This window comes from Pseudomonas sp. UBA6315 (assembly GCF_002438125.1).
In the GTDB taxonomy this organism is placed as follows: Bacteria; Pseudomonadota; Gammaproteobacteria; order Pseudomonadales; family Pseudomonadaceae; genus Aquipseudomonas; species Aquipseudomonas faucium.
The window spans coordinates 1-4,268 of the sequence record NZ_DJTF01000154.1 but is presented as its reverse complement, the minus strand read 5'-3'; the positions used below and the strand labels follow the sequence as shown (position 1 = coordinate 4,268).

Genomic DNA, 4,268 nt, shown 5'->3' with positions numbered 1-4,268 from the left:
GAGGGTCATGCAGGGCTCCTGTCAGGAACAGATAGTCGGTCAGAACGGCAGTTGCAGCTCAGGGGCAACCCGCAGCAACTGGGCGCGGAAAACATCCTTGATACGTTGCAACTCGGCGTCGCTTTCGGCCTCGAAGCGCAGCACCAGCACCGGCGTGGTGTTGGAGGCGCGAACCAGGCCCCAGCCGTGGGCATAGTCGACCCGCACACCGTCGATGGTGGTCAGGTTGGCTTCGCCCCAGTCAGCGTCGCGTTGCAGTGCATCAATGATGCTGAATTTACCCTCGTCGGTCACATCAATATTGATTTCCGGCGTGGAAATATCGTTCGGGAACGCGGCAAACAGGCGCTCGGCGTCCTGCTCGGCCTTGCTCAGGATCTCCAGCAGGCGGGCGGCGCTGTAGATGCCGTCGTCGAAACCGTACCAGCGCTCCTTGATGAAGATGTGCCCGCTCATCTCGCCAGCCAGCAGCGAGCCGGTCTGCTTCATCTTCTTCTTGATCAACGAATGGCCGGTCTTCCACATCAGGGCGCGGCCACCGTGCTGTTCGATCAGCGGGGTCAGGCGGCGGGTGCATTTGACGTCGAAGATGATCTCGGCACCCGGATTGCGCGACAGCACGTCCTGGGCAAACAGCATCAGCAGGCGGTCGGGGTAGACGATGCTGCCGGTGTTGGTCACCACACCCACGCGGTCGCCGTCGCCATCGAAAGCCAGGCCGAGGTCGGCGCCGGTTTCCTTGACCTTGGCGATCAGGTCCTCGAGGTTTTCCGGCTTGCCCGGGTCCGGGTGGTGGTTGGGGAAGTTGCCATCCACCTCGCAGAACAGCGAAATCACCTCGCAGCCCAAGGCTTCGATCAGTTGCGGGGCGATAACGCCCGCCGCGCCGTTGCCGCAGTCCACCACGACCTTGAGCTTTTTCGCCAGCTTCACGTCGGCGACGATCTGCTGGTAGTAGCGCTCGAGGATCTCGACCTTCTGCACGCTGCCTTCGCCGCGCGTCAGGTCGTTGGTTTTCAGGCGGGTCAGCAGGGCCTGGATCTGCTCATTGGCCAGGGTGTCGCCGGCGATGACGATCTTGAAGCCGTTGTAGTCCGACGGGTTGTGGCTGCCGGTGAGCATCACCCCGGACTTGCCGGCCAGCACGTTGGCGGCGAAGTACAGCGCCGGGGTCGGCACCAGGCCGACGTCGCTGACCTGGCAACCGGCGTCGGCCAGGCCCTTGATCAGTTGCTCGACCAGCATCGGGCCGGACAGGCGACCGTCACGGCCTACCGAAATCTGCGGCTCGCCCTGGGCGAGGGTCTGGGCGCCGATGGCGCGGCCGATCCAGTAGGCGGTTTCGGCGTGCAGGGTTTTGCCGACCACGCCGCGGATGTCATAGGCGCGGAAGATGCTGTCGGGCAATGCGGGGACCAGGTGGGCCATGTCGTTCATCTCTGGAAGCTCCATTAGTCAAAGGCTTTCTGGGCAGGCGCAAACTGAACGCTTGGACGGTGGTTTCGTCAGAGAGTTCGCCATCCTTGGCCTGAACGGTAGTCAGTCGGCTCAGTGGCTGCCGGAGTGGCCAAAGCCACCGGTGCCGCGCTGGCTCTCGTCGAACTGCTCGACGATGTCGAAGTGCGCTTGTACCACAGGTACCAGCACAAGCTGTGCGATGCGCTCGCCGACGGCGATGGTGAACGGCGTGTTGCCGCGGTTCCAGCACGACACCATCAGCTCGCCCTGGTAGTCCGAGTCGATCAGGCCGACCAGGTTGCCCAGCACGATGCCGTGCTTATGGCCCAGGCCCGAGCGCGGCAGGATCATGGCTGCCAGGCCCGGGTCGCCGATGTAGATCGACAGGCCGGTGGGGATCAGCAGGGTCTGGCCGGGCTCGAGGACAGTGTCCTCCTTGAGCAGGGCGCGCAGGTCCAGGCCGGCGGAGCCGGGGGTGGCGTACTGCGGCAGGGGAAATTCGGTACCCAGGCGAGGGTCGAGGATCTTGGCTTGAAGAGCGTGCATGTAACTTATTGAACCTGATTGAGCCGTTCGGCGATGAAGGCGACCAGTTGCCGGGCGATCTTGCCCTTGCTGGTCTGCGCGAAGAGGGTCTGGTGCTGCTGGCGGTCGATCACGGTCAGGGCATTTTCCTCGCTGTTGAAGCCGATGCTGGGGTTGGCCACATCATTGGCGACGATCAGGTCGAGGTTCTTGTCCTTGAGCTTGCGCGTGGCGTAATCGAGCAAGTGTTCGGTCTCGGCGGCGAAGCCGACGCTGAACGGGCGGTCGTCACGGCCAGCGATGGTCGCAAGGATATCGGGATTACGCACCATCTGCAGCAGCATGCCGTCGCCGGTCGTAGGATCCTTCTTCAGCTTTTGCGTGGCGACGACTTCCGGGCGGTAGTCCGCGACCGCTGCCGAGGCGATGAACAGGTCGCATGGCATGGCCGCTTCGCAGGCCGCGAGCATGTCCCGTGCGCTGACCACGTCGATCCGCGTGACCCGGTCGGGGGTCGGCAGGTGCACCGGGCCGGTGACCAGGGTCACCCGAGCCCCGGCCTCGGCGGCCGCTTCGGCCAGGGCAAAGCCCATCTTCCCGGAACTATGATTGGTGATGTAGCGCACCGGGTCGATGTTTTCCTGGGTCGGGCCGGCGGTGATCAGCACGTGCTTGCCGGTCAGCGCCTGGCGCTGGAAGCTCTCGGCGGCGCACCAGGCCAGGTCGGCGGCCTCGAGCATGCGGCCCAGGCCCACGTCGCCGCAGGCCTGGCTGCCGGAGGCCGGGCCGAACACCTGGATGCCGCGGCTCTTGAGCAGTTCCAGGTTGGCCTGGGTGGCCGGGTCGCGCCACATGGCCTGGTTCATGGCCGGGGCCACGGCCACGGTGGCGTCGGTGGCCAGCACCAGGGTGGTCAGCAGGTCGTCGGCCATGCCTTGGGCCATGCGCGCCATGAGGTCGGCGGTGGCGGGGGCGATGAGCACCAGGTCGGCCCACTTGGCCAGTTCGATATGGCCCATGGCCGCTTCGGCGGCAGGGTCGAGCAGATCCATGTGCACCGGGTGGCCGGACAGCGCCTGCAGGGTCAGCGGGGTGATGAACTCGGCACCCCCGCGGGTCATGACGACGCGCACTTGCGCGCCGTGCTCCAGGAGTCGGCGGATCAGCTCGGCGCTCTTGTAGGCGGCAATGCCGCCCCCTACGCCGAGAACGATGCGCTTGCGATACAGCCGCTGCATAGGCTTGCCTTTTTCCAGTGAGAGCGGGCGGCGACGAAAAAACTGCCTGCGGCAGAACGTCGCATGTACGAGGCGAAATAGATTAACACAGGGCCGAAACCTGCCGTAGTGGGGCCAAAGGAGCAAGGATGAATATCAGGGAATGGCCGGCGGATGAGCGGCCTCGGGAGAAGTTGCTGGTGCGCGGGGCGGCGGTGTTGTCGGATGCCGAACTGCTCGCCGTGCTGTTGGGGTCGGGCGTTGCCGGGCGAAACGTGCTGGACCTGGCGCGCGGGCTGCTGGTGCGCTTTGGCGGGCTCAGGCAGTTTCTCGAGGCCGATCGCCAAGCCCTTTTGCGCGAGCCGGGCCTGGGGCCGGTGAAGTGCGCTCAGCTGCAGGCGCTGCTTGAGATCGGCCGGCGCTATCTGGACGAAAGCATCGAGCGCACACCCGCCATGGAAAGCCCGGCGGCGGTGCGGCGTTACCTCAAGGCCATGTTACGTCATGAGGTCAGCGAGGTGTTCGGCTGCCTGTTTCTGGACAGCAAGCACCGGCCGCTGGCGTTCGAAATTCTGTTCAGGGGCACCATCGACCGGGCCAGCATCTACCCGCGCGAAGTGGTGCGCCGTGCGCTGATGCATAACGCGGCGGCGTTGATCCTGTGCCACAACCACCCTTCGGGTAACAGCGAGCCGAGCCAGGATGACGTGCACATGACGCTGTCGTTGAAGCGGGGGCTGGGGTTGATCGATGTGCGGGTGCTTGACCACATCATCATCGGGGATGGCGAGCCGCTGTCGATGGTGGAGCAGGGCTGGATCATCACTTAGTGGTGTACCTGTGCCGGCCTCTTCGCGGGGCAAGCCCGCTCCCACAGGCACCCCACTGTGCTCAAGGGCGGTGGGGTGCCTGTGGGAGCGGGCTTGCCCGCGAAGAGGTCGGAGCAGGTTTAACGGGTCGCCGAAACCTTGCTGAAATCCAACCGCCCGAACGGGCTCACCTGATACCCCTCGACCCCCTGGCGCAGCAAGGTCGCCGCCGTCGGGTGCGCCAGCGGCACCCACAGCG

At 65.3% G+C, this 4,268-nt stretch carries 3 protein-coding genes and 1 pseudogene; 1 reads left to right on the top strand and 3 read right to left on the bottom strand.

Going from position 1 to position 4,268, the window contains the following annotated elements:
* Positions 1–39: 39 nt before the first annotated feature.
* From B3E94_RS18065 to coaBC, 3 genes and pseudogenes are all read right to left on the bottom strand, one after another.
* Positions 40–1,413: pseudogene (locus B3E94_RS18065) on the bottom strand (phosphomannomutase/phosphoglucomutase); the annotation flags it as partial.
* A gap of 135 nt (positions 1,414–1,548) precedes the next feature.
* Positions 1,549–2,004: a dUTP diphosphatase gene (dut, locus tag B3E94_RS18060; protein ID WP_008091574.1), complete on the bottom strand. Its 456-nt coding sequence runs from the start codon at positions 2,002–2,004 to the stop codon at positions 1,549–1,551.
* A 5-nt stretch (positions 2,005–2,009) separates the two neighbouring features.
* Positions 2,010–3,221 carry a bifunctional phosphopantothenoylcysteine decarboxylase/phosphopantothenate--cysteine ligase CoaBC gene (coaBC, locus tag B3E94_RS18055; RefSeq protein ID WP_286914537.1) on the bottom strand — a complete coding sequence of 404 codons (1,212 nt, stop codon included), beginning with the start codon at positions 3,219–3,221 and terminating at the stop codon, positions 2,010–2,012.
* Positions 3,222–3,349: 128 nt separating this feature from the next.
* Here coaBC and radC point away from each other — a divergent pair, with 128 nt between their 5' ends.
* Positions 3,350–4,030 carry a RadC family protein gene (gene radC / locus B3E94_RS18050; RefSeq protein WP_286914536.1) on the top strand — a complete coding sequence of 227 codons (681 nt, stop codon included), beginning with the start codon at positions 3,350–3,352 and terminating at the stop codon, positions 4,028–4,030.
* Positions 4,031–4,268: the final 238 nt, after the last annotated feature.